This window comes from Streptomyces sp. SGAir0957 (genome assembly GCF_043523415.1).
This window is the reverse complement of record NZ_CP027293.1, coordinates 2850803-2870508: the sequence shown is the minus strand read 5'-3', so window position 1 is coordinate 2870508 and position 19706 is coordinate 2850803. Positions and strand designations below refer to the sequence as shown.

Annotated in this window: 17 protein-coding genes and 1 riboswitch; of the genes, 12 read left to right on the top strand and 5 right to left on the bottom strand. The window is 70.1% G+C overall.

The window, feature by feature from the left end; all coding sequences use genetic code 11:
* Positions 1-18: 18 nt before the first annotated feature.
* The gene (locus tag C1N81_RS17735; protein WP_394430234.1) at positions 19-570 is read right to left on the bottom strand and encodes a glycoside hydrolase family 25 protein; all 552 of its coding nucleotides are present in this window, start codon (positions 568-570) and stop codon (positions 19-21) included.
* Between the two features lie 250 nt (positions 571-820).
* On the opposite strand from C1N81_RS17735, the gene C1N81_RS17730 reads away from it, so the two are divergent.
* The gene (locus C1N81_RS17730; RefSeq protein ID WP_394430232.1) at positions 821-1810 is read left to right on the top strand and encodes a L,D-transpeptidase; all 990 of its coding nucleotides are present in this window, start codon (positions 821-823) and stop codon (positions 1808-1810) included.
* 26 nt (positions 1811-1836) lie between these two features.
* Here C1N81_RS17730 and C1N81_RS17725 read toward each other — a convergent pair whose 3' ends face one another.
* From C1N81_RS17725 to gcvT, 4 genes are all read right to left on the bottom strand, one after another.
* Positions 1837-3222 carry an L-serine ammonia-lyase gene (locus C1N81_RS17725; RefSeq protein ID WP_394430230.1) on the bottom strand — a complete coding sequence of 462 codons (1386 nt, stop codon included), beginning with the start codon at positions 3220-3222 and terminating at the stop codon, positions 1837-1839.
* Between the two features lie 148 nt (positions 3223-3370).
* Entirely contained in the window at positions 3371-4636 is a 1266-nt protein-coding gene (gene glyA, locus C1N81_RS17720; protein ID WP_394430228.1) for a serine hydroxymethyltransferase, read from the bottom strand.
* A gap of 5 nt (positions 4637-4641) precedes the next feature.
* Positions 4642-5022 (bottom strand): glycine cleavage system protein GcvH, encoded by a 381-nt coding sequence (gene gcvH, locus C1N81_RS17715; RefSeq protein ID WP_394430226.1) that lies wholly within the window; start codon positions 5020-5022, stop codon positions 4642-4644.
* Between the two features lie 98 nt (positions 5023-5120).
* Complete coding sequence (gene gcvT / locus C1N81_RS17710) at positions 5121-6245, bottom strand: glycine cleavage system aminomethyltransferase GcvT (protein WP_394430224.1); 1125 nt, start codon at positions 6243-6245, stop codon at positions 5121-5123.
* A 172-nt stretch (positions 6246-6417) separates the two neighbouring features.
* A riboswitch (glycine riboswitch) is annotated at positions 6418-6541 on the bottom strand.
* Positions 6542-6655: 114 nt separating this feature from the next.
* On the opposite strand from gcvT, the gene C1N81_RS17705 reads away from it, so the two are divergent.
* The 11 genes from C1N81_RS17705 (at position 6656) to C1N81_RS17655 (ending at position 19638) form a co-directional block, all read left to right on the top strand.
* Positions 6656-7273: an AAA family ATPase gene (locus tag C1N81_RS17705; protein WP_394430222.1), complete on the top strand. Its 618-nt coding sequence runs from the start codon at positions 6656-6658 to the stop codon at positions 7271-7273.
* A 33-nt stretch (positions 7274-7306) separates the two neighbouring features.
* A complete protein-coding gene (locus C1N81_RS17700) occupies positions 7307-8107 on the top strand; it encodes an enhanced serine sensitivity protein SseB (protein ID WP_394430220.1) in 801 nt (266 codons plus the stop codon).
* 120 nt (positions 8108-8227) lie between these two features.
* Positions 8228-9028 (top strand): enhanced serine sensitivity protein SseB C-terminal domain-containing protein, encoded by an 801-nt coding sequence (locus tag C1N81_RS17695; protein WP_394430218.1) that lies wholly within the window; start codon positions 8228-8230, stop codon positions 9026-9028.
* A 300-nt stretch (positions 9029-9328) separates the two neighbouring features.
* Complete coding sequence (locus C1N81_RS17690; protein ID WP_394430216.1) at positions 9329-10333, top strand: ABC transporter permease; 1005 nt, start codon at positions 9329-9331, stop codon at positions 10331-10333.
* Positions 10334-10446: 113 nt separating this feature from the next.
* Positions 10447-12216, top strand: a complete 1770-nt coding sequence (locus C1N81_RS17685; protein WP_394430214.1) for an ABC transporter substrate-binding protein — start codon at positions 10447-10449, stop codon at positions 12214-12216.
* 148 nt (positions 12217-12364) lie between these two features.
* Positions 12365-13366 carry an ABC transporter permease gene (locus C1N81_RS17680; RefSeq protein ID WP_394430211.1) on the top strand — a complete coding sequence of 334 codons (1002 nt, stop codon included), beginning with the start codon at positions 12365-12367 and terminating at the stop codon, positions 13364-13366.
* Positions 13363-14466: an ABC transporter ATP-binding protein gene (locus tag C1N81_RS17675; protein ID WP_394430208.1), complete on the top strand. Its 1104-nt coding sequence runs from the start codon at positions 13363-13365 to the stop codon at positions 14464-14466. Before C1N81_RS17680 ends, C1N81_RS17675 begins: the two co-directional genes overlap by 4 nt.
* 20 nt (positions 14467-14486) lie before the next feature.
* Positions 14487-16070 carry an ABC transporter ATP-binding protein gene (locus C1N81_RS17670; protein WP_394430206.1) on the top strand — a complete coding sequence of 528 codons (1584 nt, stop codon included), beginning with the start codon at positions 14487-14489 and terminating at the stop codon, positions 16068-16070.
* Positions 16071-16515: 445 nt separating this feature from the next.
* A complete protein-coding gene (locus tag C1N81_RS17665; RefSeq protein WP_394430204.1) occupies positions 16516-17922 on the top strand; it encodes a M1 family metallopeptidase in 1407 nt (468 codons plus the stop codon).
* 93 nt (positions 17923-18015) lie between these two features.
* The gene (locus C1N81_RS17660) at positions 18016-18687 is read left to right on the top strand and encodes a trimeric intracellular cation channel family protein (RefSeq protein ID WP_394430202.1); all 672 of its coding nucleotides are present in this window, start codon (positions 18016-18018) and stop codon (positions 18685-18687) included.
* Between the two features lie 81 nt (positions 18688-18768).
* Entirely contained in the window at positions 18769-19638 is an 870-nt protein-coding gene (locus C1N81_RS17655; protein WP_394430199.1) for a thioesterase family protein, read from the top strand.
* The last annotated feature ends 68 nt before the right edge of the window (positions 19639-19706 follow it).

Here is a 19706-nt window from a genome sequence, read left to right as displayed (position 1 = left end):
CTCGTCGAGGACGGGCCCTCAGGGCGTGGCCCACTCGCGCAGCGCCGTCTTGCTCGCGAAATCGGCCACGTTCTTGTCGAGGGGGTTGTCGGTGTGCTGGTGGAAGCGCCAGTCCGCCTGGATGCGCGGCTTTCCGGCCGTCACGTAGTCGGCTATCCAGAGGCCGTCGCCCGCGTACGACGTCGTGTCGATGTTCAGCCAGAAGTTCCGGTTGCAGTAGAGGACGACCCGGTGGTCCGGGCGCAGCCGCTTCACCTCGCGGATGAACCTGTCCTTCTCCGCGTTGCTCGCGTGCGTGCCGTTGCCGGTCGTCTCCCAGTCCACGGCCAGGACGTCGCCCGCCTTCTCCGGCGCCTTGCTCACGAAGTACTCGGCCTGTGCCGTCAGGTTCCCCGGCCACAGGAAGTGGTAGAAGCCGACGACACAGCCCGCGTCGCGGGCCCGCTTCGTCTGCGCCGCGAGTCGCGGATTGACGTAACTGCGGCCTTCCGTGGCCTTGATGAAGACGAACGAGACGCCTTCCGTGCTGAACGAGGACTGGTGCGAGCTGACGTCGATGCCACGGATCATGGCGAGCCTCCTGCTCGGTGGGGCGGCGCGGTGTGGGGGCGGCATGGTTGACATACCCACCGATCTCGCGTGGGCACCGTCGCGCCGTTGCCTGTCTCGTACAGGGTCGTTTGTCCGCCCTCAGTCTTGGAACACGCTTTACACGGGCTCGTGCAACTGACAGGGCCGCTTCCGCTGTCTGACAGGGAGGCGAAGGAGCAGGGGCCGGGTCCCCGCAGGGACCCGGGCGACCGAGGAATTGGGGCAGTTCGTGGGACGGCGCAAGGGCGGCGGAATAGGCATCGCGCTCATGACGGTGGTGGCGCTCGCGGGGGTGAGCGCCTGCGGAGGCGGCAGCGGCGACGAGGCGGGCGGAGGCGACGCCAAGGCGTCGGACAAGCCGAGCGCGAGCGCGAAGCCCTCGCCGGCGAAGCCCAAGGGCCCGCCGATGCTCCTGGAGACGATCACGCCGCAGACCGACGCGACGGTCGGGGTGGCCATGCCGGTCTCGGTGGTGTTCACCAACCCCGTGGCGGAGAAGGCGCGCGCCACCGTCGAGAAGCACATGAAGGTCAGCGCCTCACAGCCGGTCGCGGGCGCCTGGCACTGGTTCGGCGACAAGCGCGCCGACTGGCGGCCCAAGGAGTACTGGCCCTCGGGGACGACCGTGAAGGTCGAGGCCGACATGAAGAACGTCGGCAACGGCAACGGGCGCTACGGCGTCCGCACCTACACCCACACCTTCAAGGTCGGCGACGACGTCCGCGCCGACGTCTCCGTCACCGGGCACACCCTGAAGGTCACCAAGAACGGCCAGGCGGTGCGCACGCTGTCGATCAACGCGGGCAGCGCCCAGTACCCGACCTGGAACGGCACCATGGCCGTCATCGACAAGCAGGAGAAGCTCCACATGACCTCCTGCAGCGTCGGCATCAGCTGCACCAAGGGCGACCCCGACTACTACGACCTGACGCTGCCCTGGGACGTCCACCTGACCCAGTCCGGCACCTACGTGCACTACTCCACCGGCGACCCGAACCCGGGCAGCGGCAGCGCCCGCGGCTCGCACGGCTGCGTCCACCTGTCTATCTCCGACGCCAAGTGGTTCTACGGCCAGGTCAAGCAGGGCGACCCGGTCACCATCACCGGCTCCCCGCGCGCCAAGGCCCCGGCCGACAACGGCTACGCGTCGTTCAACCTGAGCTGGGACCAGTGGCTCGCGGGCAGCGGCTCGGGCGAGTCCACCACCGCGAGCCTGTAGGTCGCCTCACCTGCGGCACGGCGGGTTCAGCACTCGATGATGTTCACCGCGAGCCCGCCGCGCGCCGTCTCCTTGTACTTGACGGACATGTCGGCGCCGGTCTCCTTCATGGTCTTGATGACCTTGTCGAGGGAGACCTTGTGGGAGCCGTCGCCGCGCATCGCCATCTTGGCGGCGGTGACGGCCTTCACGGCGGCCATGCCGTTGCGCTCGATGCAGGGGATCTGGACGAGGCCGCCGACCGGGTCGCAGGTCAGGCCGAGGTTGTGCTCCATGCCGATCTCCGCCGCGTTCTCCACCTGCTCCGGGGAGCCGCCGAGGACCTCGGCGAGCGCGCCCGCCGCCATCGAGCAGGCCGAGCCGACCTCGCCCTGACAGCCGACCTCGGCGCCGGAGATCGACGCGTTCTCCTTGAAGAGCATGCCGATCGCGCCCGCCGAGAGCAGGAAGCGGACCACGCCCTCCTCATCGGCCCCCGGCACGAAGTTCACGTAGTAGTGCAGGACAGCGGGGATGATGCCCGCCGCGCCGTTCGTCGGGGCCGTGACGACCCGGCCGCCGGCCGCGTTCTCCTCGTTCACCGCCATCGCGTACAGGGTGATCCACTCCATGGCGTGGGCCAGCGGCTCGCCCTCGGCGCGCAGCTTGCGGGCCGAGCCCGCCGCCCGGCGCCGGACCTTCAGGCCGCCCGGCAGGATGCCCTCGCGGGACATGCCGCGCGCCACGCACGCCTGCATCACCCGCCACAGTTCGAGCAGCCCGGCGCGGATCTCGTCCTCGGTGCGCCACGCCTTCTCGTTCTCCAGCATCAGCGCCGGGATGGACAGGCCCGTCTCGCGGGTGAGGCGGAGCAGCTCGTCGCCGGTGCGGAAGGGGTACTTCAGGACGGTGTCGTCGGGCACGACCGGGTTCTCGCCCGCGACCGCCTCTTGAGAAAGAACGGTCTCGTCGACCACGAAGCCGCCGCCGACCGAGTAGTACGTCTTGGTCAGCAGCTCGGCGCCGTCCGCGTCGTGGGCCCACAGACGCATGCCGTTGGCGTGGTACGGGAGGGTCTCGCGGCGGTGCAGGACCAGGTCGTCGTCGAAGGAGAAGGCGATGTCGTGCATGGAGAGCAGGTTGATGCGGCCCGAGGACTTGATCTCCTCCACGCGCTCGTCGGCGTGCTCCACGTCGACCGTGCGCGGGGACTCGCCCTCCAGGCCGAGCAGCACCGCCTTCGGCGTGCCGTGCCCGTGCCCGGTCGCGCCGAGCGAGCCGTACAGCTCCGCTCGTATCGAGGCGGTGTGGGCCAGCAGGCCCTCGTTCTTCAGGCGGCGGGCGAACATCCGCGCCGCGCGCATGGGGCCGACCGTGTGGGAGCTGGACGGGCCGATGCCGATCGAGAACAGGTCGAAGACCGAGATGGCCACGGGGGTACTCCAAAGATGGTTGGTAGACGCCGTTGTCTGCCGGGGGCACGGGGCGGGGCACCGTGCCCACTGATCCCTTGTGAGTCCAGTGTGCGCGATGCCCCGTAAGGACGTATGTACGAAAGGGTACGTAACTCCAGCGGAACCGTTACAGGCCGGGGTAGAGCGGGTGCTTATCGGCCAGAGCGGTCACGCGGGCCTTGAGCGCGGCCGCGTCGTACGACGGCTTGAGCGCCTCGGCGATCACGTCGGCGACCTCGCGGAAGTCCTCGGCGGTGAAGCCGCGGGTGGCGAGCGCGGGCGTGCCGATCCGCAGGCCCGAGGTGACCATCGGCGGGCGCGGGTCGTTCGGGACGGCGTTGCGGTTGACCGTGATGCCGACCTCGTGGAGGCGGTCCTCGGCCTGCTGGCCGTCGAGCTCGGAGTCGCGCAGGTCGACCAGGACCAGGTGCACGTCCGTACCGCCGGAGAGCACGTTCACGCCGTGGGCGCGGGAGTCCTGCGAGGTCAGGCGCTCGGCGAGGATCTGGGCGCCCTCGATCGTGCGCTCCTGGCGCTCCTTGAAGTCCGCCGAGGCGGCGACCTTGAAGGAGACGGCCTTCGCCGCGATCACGTGCTCCAGGGGGCCGCCCTGGAAGCCCGGGAAGACGGACGAGTTCAGCTTCTTCGCGAAGTCCTGCTTGGCGAGGATGATGCCGCCGCGCGGGCCGCCGAGCGTCTTGTGCGTCGTGGAGGTGACCACGTCGGCGTGCGGGACCGGGTTCGGGTGGAGCCCGGCCGCGACGAGGCCCGCGAAGTGCGCCATGTCGACCCAGAGGTACGCCTCGACCTCGTCGGCGATGCGGCGGAACTCGGCGAAGTCCAGCTGGCGCGGGTACGCCGACCAGCCCGCGATGATCACCTTCGGGCGGTGCTCCTTGGCGAGCCGCTCGACCTCGGCCATGTCGACCAGGCCGTTGTCGTCGACGTGGTACGGGACCACGTTGAACTGCTTGCCGGAGAAGTTCAGGCGCATACCGTGCGTGAGGTGGCCGCCGTGCGCCAGGTCCAGGCCGAGGATCGTGTCGCCGGGCTTGGCGAGCGCGAAGAGGGCCGCCTGGTTCGCGGAGGCGCCCGAGTGGGGCTGCACGTTGGCGTACTCGGCGCCGAACAGCTCCTTGACCCGGTCGATCGCGATCTGCTCGGTGACGTCGACGTGCTCGCAGCCGCCGTAGTAGCGGCGGCCCGGGTAGCCCTCCGCGTACTTGTTGGTGAGGACCGAGCCCTGCGCCTCCATGACGGCGACCGGGGCGAAGTTCTCCGACGCGATCATTTCGAGCGTCGACTGCTGGCGGTGCAGCTCGGCGTCGAGGGCCTGCGCGACCTCGGGGTCGAGCGCGTGCAGGGACTCGTTCAGTACGGACTTGTCGGTCATCGTGGTCAGCTCCCGGAGAACGCGGTGTATTCGTCGGCGGTGAGCAGGTCCTTCGGCTCCTCGGAGACGCGGACCTTGAACAGCCAGCCGCCCTCGAAGGGGGCCGAGTTCACCAGGGACGGGTCGTCGACGACGTCCGGGTTGGCCTCGGTGACCTCACCCGACACGGGGGAGTACAGGTCGGAGACCGACTTGGTGGACTCCAGCTCGCCGCAGGTCTCGCCCGCGGTGATGGTGTCGCCGACCTCGGGGAGCTGGACGAAGACGATGTCACCGAGCGCGTTGGCCGCGTGCTCCGTGATGCCGACCGTGGCGACGCCGTCCTCGACGGCCGACAGCCACTCGTGCTCCTTGCTGTAACGCAGCTGCTGGGGGTTGTTGCTCATGAGACGAATTCTCCTGTACGCGGGAGGGTGCGGGTGACGGTGGGGCGAGCGGTCGGCGAGTGAAGAAGCCCTGCTCGTTGCTTCTGGCGCTTGTAGTACTACTTCTGGCGCTTGTAGAACGGCAGCGCCACGACCTCGTACGGCTCGTGCGTACCACGGATGTCCACGCCCACGCCCGGCGTGCCCGGCCCGGCGTGCGCGGCGTCCACGTACGCCATGGCGATCGGCTTGCCCAGGGTCGGGGACGGGGCGCCGGAGGTGACCTCGCCGATCACCTGTCCCTCGCGCACCACCGACATGCCCGCGCGCGGGACGCGACGGCCCTCGGCGACCAGGCCGACGAGCTTGCGGGGCGGCGCCGTCTCGGCGCGCTCGGCGGCGGCGGAGAGCGCCTCGCGTCCCACGAAGTCGCCCTCCTTCTCGAACTTCACGACCCGGCCGAGCCCCGCGTCGAACGGCGTCAGCTCCGTGGTCAGCTCGTGCCCGTACAGCGGCATGCCCGCCTCCAGGCGCAGCGTGTCGCGGCAGGAGAGGCCGCACGGGATCAGGCCGAGCTCGGCGCCCGCGGCGGTCAGCGCCTGCCACAGCTTCTCCGCGTCGGCGGGGGCGACGAACAGCTCGAAGCCGTCCTCGCCGGTGTAGCCGGTGCGCGCGATGAGCGCCTGGACGCCCGCGACGGTGCCGGGGAGGCCCGCGTAGTACTTGAGCCCGTCGAGGTCGGCGTCCGTGACGGACTTCACGATGGCGGGGGAGTGCGGGCCCTGCACGGCGAGCAGCGCGTAGGCGTCGCGGTCGTCGCGGACCTCGGCGTCGAAGCCCTCGGCGCGCTCGCTGAGGGCGTCGAGGACGATCTGCGCGTTGCCCGCGTTGGCGACGACCATGTACTCGGTGTCCGCGAGGCGGTAGACGATCAGGTCGTCGAGGATGCCGCCGTCGGCCTGGCAGATCATGGTGTAGCGGGCGCGGCCGACACCGACCGTGGCGATGTTGCCGACGAGCGCGTAGCCCAGCAGCTCGGCCGCCTGCGGCCCGGTCACGGTGATCTCGCCCATGTGGGACAGGTCGAAGAGCCCGGCCCTGGTCCGTACGGCGTTGTGCTCGTCGCGCTCGCTGCCGTAGCGCAGCGGCATGTCCCAGCCGGCGAAGTCGGTCATGGTGGCGCCCAGCGAGCGGTGCAGGGCGTCGAGCGCGGTCGTGCGGGGCGTCTGCGGGGTATCGGTCATGGCGTGCTCCCGGGCGTGGACGGCGGTGGCGAGGGGTCCCCCGTGGCGGAGGCCCTCCCCATCTGTCATCGGAACCTGAGAGGTTCGCCGCGACCCCGCGTACGTGAGGTCATGGCTTGCACCTTGGGTGGGGCCGCCGTACGTCTGGGGGCGGCCCGCTTTTCAGATGTGCCTCGCCCGCGCGGTACGGGGCCTGAGAGATTCAAGGGAGGAACTTGCTCCTTCGGCGTCCGGGTACCTGTTCTTCCCGATGGCCTGACGGCCTGGTGGTCCCGGAACTCTCCCGCGCGGATTCAAGCGGCCGGTATGCGGTTGTGTGGGTCTGGCGCGCACATCATCGCACGACCGCGGAACAGGGAAACCCGGCGCCAGGCATTACCTTCTCTTTACACTTGCCGGGCAGACACGGCGTGACCGGAACGGGGAGGACGATCACGGTGCGGATCCCGCGACAGCGCACGGTCCGGGACCTACGCGGGCGGAGCGGCAGGACACCGCGGCGCATCCGGTTCGCGGCGGGTGACCTTGTCGTGCTCTCCGGTCTCCCGGGCAGCGGCAAGTCCACGCTGATGCGCCGGGCCGTCAGGGTCGTCCGCGTCGACTCCCAGGACACCCGGGAGCGCTGGGCCGCCCGCCTGCCGCGCTCCGTGCCCTACGTCCTGTACCGCCCGCTGGTCCGCGTCGCCCACTATCTGGGCCTGCGGCGGGCGATGCGCTCGGGGGCCAGCGTCGTCGTGCACGACTGCGGCACCCAGGCGTGGGTGCGCCGCTGGGTGATCAGAGCGGCCCGGCGCCGCGGCGCCGCCGTCCACCTGGTCCTCCTCGACGTGCCGCCCACCCTCGCCCTCGAAGGCCAGCTGGCGCGCGGCCGAGGCGTCTCCCGGTACGCCTTCGCCCGCCACCGCCGGGCCGTCGGCGCCCTCGTGACGTCGACGGAGCGCGGCGAACTGCCCACCGGCATCGAGTCGGCGGTGCTCCTGGACCGGGCCGCGACGGACGCCCTCGGCGGAATCACCTTCCGCAAGTAACCCCCGCCGGGGCAGGCGTTATCGTCGGCGGCTATGGAACACCCGGCATTTCACGAGGACGCGCGCTTCCACGAGGAGGCCCACCCCCACCCCCAGCCCACGCGGAGCTGGCCGGCCAACGAGCTGGAGGAGGTCCTCGCCGCCGCGCTCGGCGTCGAAGGGGCGGGCGCGCGCATCGTCGAGGTCCTCGGCCGCAGCCCGGTCTGGATACCCCTGCCGCAGGGCGGCTCGGCCGAGAGCCGCGACCTCGACCTGCCGACCCTCGAACTGGGAGGCCAGGCGTATGTGCCGGTCTTCAGCTCGGAGGAGCAGTTCATGCAGGTCACCGGCGGCCGGATGAGCTGCACGGTGGCCCCGGCCGTCGAGTTCGCGCGCGGGCTTCCCGCCCAGGTCGGCATCGCCCTGAACCCGGACGGCGCCGTCGGCATACCGCTGCCGCCGCCCGCCGTCGCCGAACTGGCCCGCGGCGGCCGCACCCCGCTCGACGGCCCCTCCACCGGCGGCCGCGTCGTGCTCTCCGAGCCGGACTGGCAGGACGATCCGGTCGACTTCCTGGCCGCCGTGCGCGAGGAGTTCGACGCGGCCGGCACCGTGCTCAGCGCCCACCGCTGCCTCGCCGTCGTCGAGGACGCCGCACCCTCGCTGTTCATCGGCGTCCAGCTCACCCAGTGGGAGGGCGCCGCCCGCGACCTGCCGCTCGACGCCCTGGGCCGCGCGCTCGGCCGGGCCCCGGCGCCCTGGCCGGTCAACCTCGTCTTCCTCGACGTCACCCAGGATCCGGTCGCCGACTTCCTGCGCACACGCGTACGTCCGTTCTACGAACGGCACCCGTGAACACCGTCCGTCAAGTCGGTGCCGACATCGCCGCTTAAGCTGGTTTCATGACCTGACCGGGCGGCGCTGTGCCGTCCGGTCACGGGCGGAACACGGACGTTCACGAAGGGGCGGTTACGGGTGAGTGCGTCGGGCACGGCCGCGGCCGGACAGGTCGAGCACATGCTGCGCCAGGTGACCCCCGGGCGCTACGACGCGTACGAGGCGCTCCTCGCGGCCCTCGCCGCCGGCCAGGTCTGGATGCTGCTCTGGCACGGCCAGGCGGGCTCCCCCGACGCCCAGTACGGGAACATGGACGTGGACGGATTCTCGTACGCGCCCTGCGTCACCTCCGCCCAGGAGCTCTCCGCCTCCGGCTGGTCCCGCGCCTACGAGGTGGTCAGCGGCGTCGACGCGGCCCGCACGCTCTACCCCGACCACTACGGCCTCTGGCTCAACCCGCACGCCCCCGGCGGCGGCGTCGGCGTGCCCTGGCTCGACCTGCGCCGCATCGCGGGCGGCCTCGACCGGCAGCCCGCCGGGCCGCTGCGGCTGAGCGAACCCACCCTCGAACTCCCGCAGTTCTACGCGCTGCTCGCGCAGAACGCCCACCGGACCACCGCCGTCCGGTCGCTGCGCCGCGCCTGGGTGCAGCCCGCCGTCGGCGCCCCCTACCTGGCGATCGGCCTCGACGTGTACGACGCGTCGCCCGCGTCGGTGGACGCGGTGCGGGCGATGATGCAGCAGTCCGTCGCGGCGGTCCCGGACGGTCTGCCGGTCTCCACGGTCGCGATGTCCGACGCCTACGACCCGGTCGCGATGTGGCTGCGGGCGAACGCGCGGCCGTTCTACGACCGTGAGGCGCATGTGGCCCCCGCCGGTCAGGCAGGTCAGGCCGGGGCGGGTTACGGGTATCCGCCCCCTTATGGGGCGTCGTACTAACTGCCGGACGCCTATCGACTGGTGTGGGGCCAATGTCCGAAGTGGCGCCACTTAGACCCCAACTGACCGCTGTTCGCACGGCGTTCACAGGCGTCCGGATAACGGAACACCCCTGACCGCATCACGGTTAGGCATCCTTTCCCCGTCAAGTCTGGCAACAGATCGCACACAGGTTGAAGACTCCCGCAGCAGGGGGCTTCGTCTTTGTGTACGAGCCCCTATGTACGACGGACTGAACCACGCCGCTACAGCGGCAAGTGCGGGCCGGTCACCGCCGGTTGAGAAGGGGTCCTTGCCACGATGACGGCACCATTGCACGACACGACCGCGGAAGCGGAACCGACCGCCCCGGTCGACGCTGCCGCGAGCGTCCCCGGCCGCAAGGTCGAGGGCCGGTCACTGAAGCAGATCGCCTGGAACCGCCTCAAGCGGGACAAGGTCGCCCTCGCCGGTGGCATCGTTGTCGTCTTCCTGATCCTGGTGGCGATCTTCGCGCCGCTCATCGTGAGCCTGCTCGGCCACCCGCCGAACCAGTTCCACCAGGACAAGCTCGACCCCCTGACGAACCTGCCGCAGGGCTCCCTCGGCGGCGTCAGCGGCGACTTCCTCTTCGGCGTCGAGCCGAACAAGGGCCGCGACGTCTTCAGCCGCATCGTCTACGGCGCCCGGATCTCGCTGCTCGTCGCGTTCCTCGCGGCGATCGTCGCCGTGGCGCTCGGCACGCTCTTCGGCATCATCGCGGGCTACTTCGGCGGCTGGGTCGACGCGGTCATCAGCCGCGTCATGGACGTGCTGCTCTCCTTCCCGCAGCTGCTCTTCATCATCTCCCTGGTCTCGGTGCTCCCGGACGACCTGCTCGGCCTGACCGGCAGCGGCGTGCGCATCGCCGTCCTCGTCATGGTCATCGGCTTCTTCGGCTGGCCCTACGTCGGCCGCATCGTCCGCGGTCAGACGCTCTCCCTGCGCGAGCGCGAGTACGTGGAGGCGGCCCGTTCGCTCGGCGGCGGCTCGCGCCACATCCTCTTCCGCGAACTGCTGCCGAACCTGGCCGCGCCGATCGTCGTCTACATGACCCTGATGATCCCCACGAACATCCTCACGGAGGCCGCGCTCAGCTTCCTCGGTGCCGGTGTCCGGCCCCCCACCGCGTCCTGGGGCGGCATGCTCCGCGACGCGCTCGAGACGTACGAGCACGACCCGATGTTCATGGTCTTCCCGGGCGTCACGATCTTCATCACCGTCCTCGCGTTCAACCTCTTCGGCGACGGGCTGCGCGACGCGCTCGACCCGAAGGGGACCCGGTAAGACCACAGGCCCGAGCGGTCTGCAACGAACTGCCCCTGCCGCATCGTCAGGTGGCTCGACTCCCTGGTTCTCCGGCCCCGGCCCGGAACCGCGATCTCGGAGGTTACGAGAAAATGTCCACAAGTTCCTCGAAACGACGGCTCGCCGCCGGCGCCGCCCTCGTCGTCGCGGCGCTCGTGTCGACCACGGCGTGCGGTGGCGGTGACGGCGACTCCAAGGACTCGTCGAAGGGCGCCGGCTACGACGCCGCGTACAACAAGGTCGCCAACGCCTCCACGAAGAAGGGAGGCACGCTGAAGATGGTCGGCAAGCAGGACCTGGACTCCGCCGACCCGCAGCGCGCCTACTACGGCATGTCGTGGGACTTCATGCGCTTCTACACGCGTCAGCTCGTGACGTTCGCGCCGAAGCCGGGCGCGGCCTCCACCGAGCTGGTGGGCGACCTCGCCACCTCCACCGCCAAGGTCTCCGACGGCGGCAAGACCTACACGTACACCCTGCGTGACGGCGTCACGTGGGAGGACGGTTCGCCGGTCACCGCGCAGGACGTCAAGTACGGCATCGAGCGCATCTGGGCGTCGGACACCATCACCGGTGGCCCGCAGTACCTGAAGCAGACCCTGGACCCCAAGGGCGAGTACAAGGGCCCCTACAAGGACAAGTCCAAGGACAAGCTCGGTCTGAAGTCGATCGAGACGCCGGACGCGAAGACCATCGTCTTCAAGCTCCCGAAGCCCAACGGTGACTTCGAGCAGTTCCTCGCCATGCCCTCCGGCTCCCCAGTGAAGCAGGAGAAGGACACGGCGACCAAGTACACCCAGCGCCCGTTCTCCAACGGCCCGTACAAGTTCGAGTCGTACAAGGCCAACAAGAAGATCGTGCTTGTCCGCAACGACAAGTGGACCAAGGCGTCGGACCCGGTCCGCGCCGCGCTTCCCGACAAGATCGACGTGACGATCTCCGCCAACCTGGAGGAGAACGACAAGCGCCTGATGGAAGGCGACTACGACGTCGACATGAACGGCACCGGCATGACCCAGTCGGGCCGTGTCAGCGCCGTGCAGGACCACCGCGACAGCGTCGACAACATGCGGACCTCCTTCGTCCGTTACGTCGCCCTGATCCACACCGCCAAGCCGTTCGACAACGTCCACTGCCGCAAGGCCGTGTTCTACGCGACCGACTTCGCGGGCCTGCAGCAGACCCGTGGTGGCGAGCTGGCCGGTGGCGAGATCGCCAACTCCACCCTGCCGGTCTCCATCAAGGGCCACTCGAAGTACGACCCGTACGGCGTTCTCGCCCGCAAGGGCAAGCCGGACGCCGCCAAGGCCAAGGCCGAGCTGAAGGAGTGCGGCAAGCCCGCCGGCTTCTCCACCAAGATCACCGCTCGTAACAACAACCCGGGCGAGGTCGACACCGCCGAGGCGCTGCAGGAGCAGCTCTCCAAGGTCGGCATCAAGCTCGAGGTGGACGCCCTGGACGGCGCCGAGACCTCCGCGATCACCGGTTCGCCGAAGGTCGTCAAGGAGCGCGGCTACGGCATGACGATGAGCGGCTGGGGCCCGGACTTCCCGTCCGGCCAGGGCTTCGGCCAGCCGCTGTGGGACAGCCGCTTCCTCTCGGACACGGGTAACTACAACGAGTCCCAGATCAAGGACCCGAAGATCGACGGCCTCTTCGACAAGGCGATCGCCGAGACGGACGCCGAGAAGGCCGGGAAGATCTACGAGGAGCTGGACCACCGGATCCTCGACCAGGCCGACTGGATGCCCTTCATCTACGAGAAGAACATCACCTGGCGTGGCCCGCGTCTGACGAACGTCTACATGTCCGACGCCTACAACGGCCGCTACGACTACGTCTCCCTCGGCGTCGTCAAGTAACACCCCCGCCGGGCAGCGGAGTTCGCCTCCGCTGCCCGGATCTGGACCTCCGCCGCCGAAACCCGCCAGTCCGAAGGGCAGGTGATGGCCCCGGGCGCCGAACGGGAACCCCCACAAGGGGTTCCCGGCAGGTGCCGGGCCGCGCACAGTGCTTGCTTATCTCATCCGGCGCCTGTTCGCCGTTGTCATCATGGTGCTCGTCGTGCTGCTCGCGACGTTCACCATCTTCTTCATGCTGCCCAAATGGGCGGGTCAGGACGTGGCCGTCCTCTTCGCCGGCAAGGCAACCGGAGCCGAGCAGCTCGCCGGTATCCGGATCAAGCTGGGCCTGGACGACCCCGTGCTCGTCCAGTTCTGGGACTTCGTCAAGGGCATCCCGATGGGCCGTGACTACGTCAACGGCTCCGACGTGACCCACTGCTCCGCCCCCTGCTTCGGCTACTCCTTCCGTACGGAGGCGCCGGTCTGGGACACGCTCAAGGACGCGCTCCCGGTCACCCTGGCGCTCGCCGCCGGTGCCTGTGTCCTGTGGCTGATCGCCGGTGTCGCCACCGGTGTGCTCTCCGCCCTCAAGCGCGGCACCATCTGGGACCGCGCCGCCATGACCGTCGCCCTCGGCGGCGTCTCCCTCCCGGTCTTCTTCACCGGCATGGTCGCGATGGGCATCTTCGTCCACAGCCTCGGCTGGGTGCACATCGCCGACAGCCTCTCCACCGACGACTCCATCGGGGTCTGGCTGGAGACGCTGATCCTGCCGTGGATCGTGCTCGCCTTCCTCAACGCGGCGATGTACGCGCGTCTCACCAGAGCCACCATGCTGGAGATCCTGGGCGAGGACTACATCCGCACCGCCCGCTCCAAGGGCCTCGGCGAGTCCACCGTCATCACCCGGCACGCCCTGCGCTCCGCGATGACCCCGATCCTCACCGTCTTCGGCCTCGACCTCGGCGTCCTCCTCGGCGGCGCCGTGCTCACCGAGTCCACGTTCAACCTGCCGGGTCTCGGCCTCGCGGCGGTCCAGGCCATCAGCAACAAGGACCTGCCCGTGATCCTCGGCGTGACGCTGTTCGCGGCTCTCGCGATCGCCGTCGCCAACCTCGTCGTGGACCTTCTGTACGCCGTCATCGACCCGCGAGTGAGGCTGGGATGACCGACCTGAACAAGACCGGGGCGGCGGTCGGTGAACCCACCGACTCCACCGCCTCGGCCGCTCCCAAGGCCTTCCTCGAGGTCCGCGACCTCAAGGTGCACTTCCCCACCGACGACGGCCTGGTCAAGTCCGTCGACGGCCTCTCCTTCTCCCTGGAGAAGGGCCGCACCCTCGGCATCGTCGGCGAGTCGGGGTCCGGCAAGTCCGTCACCTCGCTCGGCATCCTCGGCCTGCACACCGCGGGCCAGTACGGCCGCCGCAAGGCGCAGATCAGCGGCGAGATCTGGCTCGACGGCACCGAGCTGCTCTCCGCGGACCCGGACAAGGTCCGCAAGCTGCGCGGCCGCGACATGGCGATGATCTTCCAGGACCCGCTGTCCGCGCTGCACCCGTACTACACGATCGGCAAACAGATCGTGGAGGCCTACCGGGTCCACCACGACGTCGACAAGAAGACGGCCCGCAAGCGCGCCATCGAGATGCTCGACCGCGTCGGCATCCCGCAGCCCGACAAGCGCGTCGACGCCTACCCGCACGAGTTCTCCGGCGGTATGCGCCAGCGCGCGATGATCGCCATGGCGCTCGTCAACAACCCCGAACTGCTCATCGCCGACGAGCCGACCACGGCCCTCGACGTGACGGTGCAGGCCCAGATCCTCGACCTGATCCGGGACCTGCAGAAGGAGTTCGGCTCCGCCGTCATCATGATCACGCACGACCTCGGCGTCGTCGCGGAGATGGCAGACGAACTCCTCGTCATGTACGGCGGCCGGTGCGTCGAGCGGGGCTCCGCCGAGCAGGTCTTCTCGACCCCCCAGCACCCGTACACCTGGGGCCTGCTCGGCTCGATGCCGCGCATCGACCGTGAGCAGACCGAACGGCTCACCCCGGTCAAGGGCTCCCCGCCCAGCCTCATCAACCTGCCGACCGGCTGCGCCTTCAACCCGCGCTGCCCGTACGCGGACCTCCCCAAGGACAACATCACCCGTCGCGAGCGCCCCGAACTCCAGCAGATCGACTCCGGCCACTACTCGGCCTGCCACATGTCGGCCGAGCAGCGGGAGCGGATCTGGACCGAAGAGATTGCGCCGAGCCTGTGACGGACGCCAAAGGACCCGACATGACGATCCCTCAGCAGACGACTGCCGCGCCGGCCACCTCGCCGGACCCCGCCAAGGGTGAGCCGCTGCTCAAGGTCGAGGGCCTGGTCAAGCACTTCCCGATCAAGAAGGGCCTGCTCAAGCGGCAGGTCGCGGCCGTGCAGGCGGTCGACGGGCTGACCTTCGACGTCCGCGCGGGGGAGACCCTCGGCGTCGTCGGCGAGTCCGGCTGCGGCAAGTCGACGATGGGCCGCCTCATCACGCGCCTCCTCGAACCCACCGCCGGGCGCGTGGAGTTCGAGGGCGAGGACATCACACACCTCGGCGTGCGCGGTATGCGTCCGCTCCGCCGCGACGTGCAGATGATCTTCCAGGACCCGTACTCGTCGCTGAACCCGCGCCACAACATCGGCACGATCGTGGGCGCGCCCTTCCGCCTCCAGGGCGTGAAGCCGGAAGGCGGCGTCCGCCAGGCGGTCCAGGACCTCCTGGAGCGCGTCGGTCTCAACCCCGAGCACTACAACCGCTACCCGCACGAGTTCTCCGGCGGCCAGCGCCAGCGCATCGGCATCGCCCGCGCGCTGGCCCTGAAGCCGAAGCTCGTGGTCGCCGACGAGCCGGTCTCGGCCCTGGACGTCTCGATCCAGGCCCAGGTCGTCAACCTCCTGGACGACCTCCAGGAGGAGCTGGGCCTCACCTACGTGATCATCGCCCACGACCTCTCGGTCATCCGGCACGTCTCGGACCGCATCGCGGTGATGTACCTGGGCAAGATCGTGGAACTCGCGGACCGCGACGACCTCTACTCGACCCCCATGCACCCGTACACCAAGGCGCTGCTCTCGGCGGTGCCGGTGCCGGACCCGAAGCGGCGGGGCGCCAAGAGCGAGCGCATCCTGCTGCGCGGCGACGTCCCCTCGCCGATCGACCCGCCCGCCGGGTGCCGCTTCCACACGCGCTGCTGGAAGGCGACGGAGATCTGCGCCACGAAGGAGCCCCCGCTCCTCCAGCTCGGCACCGGCCACCAGGTCGCCTGCCACCACCCGGAGAACGCCCCGGACCAGGCCCCGTCCGACACGAAGCTCCTCTCCGCGGCGCGGGAGGCGATCGACGTGGTCACACTCCCGGCACCGGCACCGGCACCGGCCGCTGCCGCGGAAACCCCGAAGCCCTCGAACCCGGCACCGCTCCCGGAGAAGCCCGAGGCTTCGAAGGAGCCGGTGGCGGCGGACCCGGCCTCGGAGACGGCTGAGGCCGCGAAGACGCCGGTGGCGACGGACCCGGCCTCGGAGGCGGCTGAGGCCCCGAAGACGCCGGTCACGGCGAACCCGGCGGCGGACACGGAGGAGCCCGAGGCCCCGAAGACGCCGGTCGCGGCGGACCCGGCGGCGGACACGGAGGAGCCCGAGGCTCCGAAGACGCCGGTCGCGGCGGACCCGGTGGCGGACTCGGAGGAGCCCGAGGCCCCGAAGGCGCCGATCGCGGAGAGCCCGGAGGAGCCGGGGGCCCCCGAGGACGTGAAGGCGCCGAAGACGCCGGCGTCCTCGGATGCTCCGGAAGCCCCGGGCACGCCGGAGAGCCCGGAGAGCCCGGAGAAGAAGTAACGGACTGGGGGCGCGGGAACACCCCGCGCCCCCAGCACCGGGGTCCCCGCCCAGGGACCTCACCACCCGGCGCCCCCGCCACCCGCACTTCCGCCCCGGGCGCCCCCCCCGCCTTGGGCAGTCTGCCGCCTGGGGCGGCACGGGTGGGCAAGGCGGCACCCCAGCGCCGGGCAAGCGCGAAGAGGGGGCGGGCGAGAGCCCCGCGACGGGCGGGGCCGGCGCCGGGCACCCGTGTGAAGTGGACCCCTGCAAAAGCTCCCACCGGGGCGCGGCCCCACCACCCCCCTCTGGCCCAGGGCAAAAACGGCCCCTAAGCCGCGGGCCCCCCAAAAGCCGGGCCGAGTAAATTCCCCCCAAATGACCCGGCAGGGTCATGTACACGCCCGCCCCCGAACGGCACTGTTCCCGTGTCACAGACACCGGCACACGTTCGAAGGGAACGCCCATGGCCCTCTCCCGTTCGGCACGCCTGGCCGCCCTCACCGTCGCGGCCGCTTCCTTCACCCTGATCGCCGCGGCCCCCGCCCCCACCCCCGGCGCCCCGGGCATCGGCGACACGTACTTCCCGCTCCTCGGCAACGGCGGCTACGACGCCCGTCACTACTCTCTCGACGTCGCCTACGACCTGGAAACGGACCGCCTGGACGGCCGTACGACGCTCACCGCACGCGCCACCCAGAGCCTCTCCTCGTTCCATCTGGACCTGCAGAAACTCACGGTCACGAAGATCGAGGTGGACGGCAGACGCGCCGACTTCACCCGCACGGGCGACGAGATATCGATCACCCCGCGGGACGCGATCCGCGACCACCAGACCTTCGAAGTCACCGTCACCTACCACGGCATCCCCGAACCCCTCAACGGCCCCATCGTCTTCGGCTCGGACTACGGCTGGATGAAGACCCCCGACGGAGTCTTCGTCGCCTGCGAACCGAACGCCGCCTCCACCTGGTTCCCGTCCAGCGACCACCCCGCGGACAAGGCGACGTACGACATCCGCATCAAGGCCCCGAAGGGCCTCACGGGCGTCTCGAACGGCCGTCTGGTCGCGACCTACGACACGAAGGACAACCAGACGGTCCATCACTGGCGCGAGTCGAAGCCGATGGCGACCTATCTGGCGACGGCGAGCATCGGCAAGTTCGACGTGCGGACGGGCCGCACCCCGGCCGGCATCCCCCTCTACGTGGCGATCGACCCGGTCCTCGCGAACGGCAACACGGTCGACGTCTACGCCGTCACCGCCGAGGCCACGGACTACTGGTCGCAGGTGTTCGGCCCGTACCCGTTCGAGGAGACGGGCGCGGTCGTCGACGACATGCCGCAGGCCGGTTTCTCCCTGGAGACGCAGACGAAACCGAGCTACTCGGCCGTCCGCTCCGAGGCGACGATCGTGCACGAGCTGGCCCACCAGTGGTTCGGCGACTCGGTCTCGGTCGAGCGGTGGAAGCACATCTGGCTGAACGAGGGCTTCGCCACGTACGCCCAGTGGCTGTGGTCGGAGCACAAGGGCGTCCGTTCGGCCCACGACTCCTTCCAGGCCGCCTATGACGCGCGCCCCGCCGACTCCGCCTTCTGGGACATCGTCGTCGCGGACCCGCAGCGCGACACGATGTTCGCCTCGGCCGTCTACCAGCGCGGCGCGATGACCTTGCAGCAGCTCCGCGAGTCCATCGGCGACAAGGCGTTCTTCAAGCTGCTCCCGGCCTGGGTCAAGCAGAACCGGTACGCCAACGCCACCACCGACGACTTCAAGAAGCTCGCGGAGAAGATCGGCGGCAAGAACCTGGACGCCCTCTTCGACACGTGGCTGTACCGCCCGGAGAAGCCCGTGCTGCAAGCCGCCCGCTGAGCCGCGCGGCAGGCCACCCGGCAAGCCACCCGGCAGGCCACCCGGCAAGCCGCTCGGTAAGCCCGCGCTGTAACGATCCGCCAGAATCATCGGGTGCTCCAGAACCTGTTCACCCCCTCCGTCCAGCACTGGCTCGACCTCATCGGCATCTTCGTGTTCGCCATCTCGGGCGCGCTCATGGCCGTACGCAAGAACTGGGACGTGTTCGGCATCGGCGTCCTGGCCGAGGTCACCGCGCTGGGCGGAGGGCTGCTCCGCGACCTGATCATCGGGGCCGTGCCCCCGGCCGCGTTCACCGATCTCGGCTACTTCTCGACGCCGCTGATCGCCGCGGCCCTGGTCTTCTTCCTGCACCCGGAGGTCGAGCGGACCCAGGTCGCGGTGAACGTCTTCGACGCGGCGGGCCTCGGCCTGTTCGCGGTCACGGGCACGACGAAGGCGTACGACTTCGGGCTCGGCCTGACCGCGTCGGCCGCGCTCGGCGTCGCGACGGCGGTCGGCGGGGGAGTGCTGCGCGACATCATCGCCAACGAGGTCCCGTCACTGGTCCGCTGGGACCGCGACCTCTACGCGGTGCCGGCGATGGTCGGCGCCGTCATCGTCGTCGTCTGCATCAACTACGACGCCCTGAACGCCTACACCAGCTCCCTCGCGGTCCTCACCGCGTTCGTCCTGCGCCTCCTCGCGATGCGCTTCCACTGGCGCGCGCCGAGGGCGTGGAACCGCAGGTCGGCGGCGGTGGACGTGACGGAGGAGACGCCGTAGCGCAGGTTGTCGCAAGCGTTGTAACGAGCGCTTCACAGTAAGAAGCTACCGCTTAGTAATTTCCTGTTGTACGTTCAATGCATGGCAGAAGCAGCATCCCCGGCCTCCGTGAAGGCCCGCATCGGCGACAGCGAGTTCGACCGCGACACCGCCGTCACGCGCCGCGCACCCGGGGTCTACGACATCGACCTCTCCGCCGGCTGGACGATCATCAACGCCGTCAACGGCGGCTACCTGCTGGCCGTCCTCGGCCGCGCCCTGGCCGACACCCTGCCGCACAGCGACCCGTTCACGATCTCGGCGCACTACCTGACGGCGTCGGCGCCCGGCCCCGCCGTGATCCGCACCGACGTCGTCCGCACCGGCCGCACCCTCTCCACCGGCCAGGCCTCCCTCTTCCAGTACGCCGACGACGGCACCGAGGTCGAGCGCATCCGGGTGCTCGCCTCCTACGGTGACCTCGACGCCCTCCCCGACGACGTACGCACCAGCGCGGAGATCCCGGCGTTCCCGCCGATCGACCAGTGCTTCGGCGCGAGCGACGCCCCCGAGGGCGCCCCGCCCGTCCCCGGCAGCTCCGCGATCACCGACCGCCTCGACCTGAAGCTCGACCCGGCCACGCTCGGCTGGGCGCTCGGCGCCCCGTCCGGCAAGGGCGAGATGCGCGCCTGGTTCGCCCTGGCCGACGGCCGCGACGCCGACCCGCTCTCCCTCCTCCTGGCGGTCGACGCCCTTCCGCCCACGGCCTTCGAACTCGGCCTCAAGGGCTGGGTCCCCACGGTCGAACTGACGGTCCACATCCGCACCCGCCCGGCCCCCGGCCCCCTCCGAGTCTCGATCACGACCCGCAACCTCGCGGGCGGCTTCCTGGAGGAGGACGCGGAGGTCTGGGACAGCGACGACAGGCTGGTGGCGCAGTCGAGGCAACTGGCAAGGGTGAGGCTGAGCTAGGCCGTTCAGCCTGAGCGCCGCCCTCCGGGGGCCGCACGAAGTGCGCCTCCCGGGGGCGCGGGGAAGTG

Coding starts and splice junctions, on each gene's coding strand:
- C1N81_RS17735 (WP_394430234.1), bottom strand. CDS start 570: ATGATCCGTGGCATCGACGTCAGCTCGCACCAGTCCTCGTTCAGCACG.
- glyA (WP_394430228.1), bottom strand. CDS start 4,636: ATGACCGACAAGTCCGTACTGAACGAGTCCCTGCACGCGCTCGACCCC.
- gcvH (WP_394430226.1), bottom strand. CDS start 5,022: ATGAGCAACAACCCCCAGCAGCTGCGTTACAGCAAGGAGCACGAGTGG.
- gcvT (WP_394430224.1), bottom strand. CDS start 6,245: ATGACCGATACCCCGCAGACGCCCCGCACGACCGCGCTCGACGCCCTG.
- C1N81_RS17700 (WP_394430220.1), top strand. CDS start 7,307: ATGGAACACCCGGCATTTCACGAGGACGCGCGCTTCCACGAGGAGGCC.
- C1N81_RS17690 (WP_394430216.1), top strand. CDS start 9,329: ATGACGGCACCATTGCACGACACGACCGCGGAAGCGGAACCGACCGCC.
- C1N81_RS17685 (WP_394430214.1), top strand. CDS start 10,447: ATGTCCACAAGTTCCTCGAAACGACGGCTCGCCGCCGGCGCCGCCCTC.
- C1N81_RS17675 (WP_394430208.1), top strand. CDS start 13,363: ATGACCGACCTGAACAAGACCGGGGCGGCGGTCGGTGAACCCACCGAC.
- C1N81_RS17670 (WP_394430206.1), top strand. CDS start 14,487: ATGACGATCCCTCAGCAGACGACTGCCGCGCCGGCCACCTCGCCGGAC.
- C1N81_RS17665 (WP_394430204.1), top strand. CDS start 16,516: ATGGCCCTCTCCCGTTCGGCACGCCTGGCCGCCCTCACCGTCGCGGCC.
- C1N81_RS17655 (WP_394430199.1), top strand. CDS start 18,769: ATGGCAGAAGCAGCATCCCCGGCCTCCGTGAAGGCCCGCATCGGCGAC.